We start from the raw sequence: 625 nt of genomic DNA, 5'->3' as shown, positions 1-625 counted from the left end.
GGCGGCGGACGCGGCCTCCGCCGTGCGGCTGTCCGGGACGGTGGTCACCAGCGGCCGTACGTACCGGCTGGACATGCAGCTCAAGGACGACGGCGGGACCGGGTCGGTGACCTCGCAGGGGGAGACGTTCAAGCTGCTGCGGGTCGGGCGGGAGCTGTACCTCAAGGCCGGCGCGGACTTCTGGAACCACGCCGACGGCAGCGACGGCGCCACGGGCAAGCTGGACGGCAAGTACGTGAAGGTGCCGCAGGGCGATCCCTCGTACAAGAAGTTCAGCGGCTTCACGGACAAGGACGTCCTCCTTGAGGGGCTGCTCACACTGCACGGCACGCTGGCGACGGACGGCCACCACACCGATCAGTCGGGTACCCGCACGATCCGCGTCACCGGTGACGACGGTTCCGGCGGCACGCTGGACGTGTCCCTCCAGGGCACGCCCTACCCCCTCCGGCTGGTCCGCGCCGGCCACGCGGGGACGCTCCGCTTCTCCGACTGGGGCAAGGACTTCACCGTCGAGGAGCCGGCCAAGTCGGAGACGGTGGACTACGGCAAGCAGCTGCCGACGTCATGAGCGACGGGCGGGGCCGAGCGGGGCGCGGAACCGCCGCCCGCCGCCCCGCACCAC

The 625-nt window shown here is 71.7% G+C and carries 1 protein-coding gene; it reads left to right on the top strand.

Going from position 1 to position 625, the window contains the following annotated elements; all coding sequences use genetic code 11:
* Positions 1-571 (top strand): hypothetical protein (locus tag CCN44_RS42585; RefSeq protein ID WP_086704614.1); only part of this gene is annotated, 571 nt, incomplete at its 5' end.
* Between the last annotated feature and the right edge of the window lie 54 nt (positions 572-625).

Source organism: Streptomyces tricolor (assembly GCF_002155905.1).
GTDB classification, from domain to species: Bacteria; Actinomycetota; Actinomycetes; order Streptomycetales; family Streptomycetaceae; genus Streptomyces; species Streptomyces tricolor.
The sequence above is the reverse complement of the archived record's forward strand: the minus strand, read 5'-3'. Positions and strand labels throughout refer to the sequence as shown.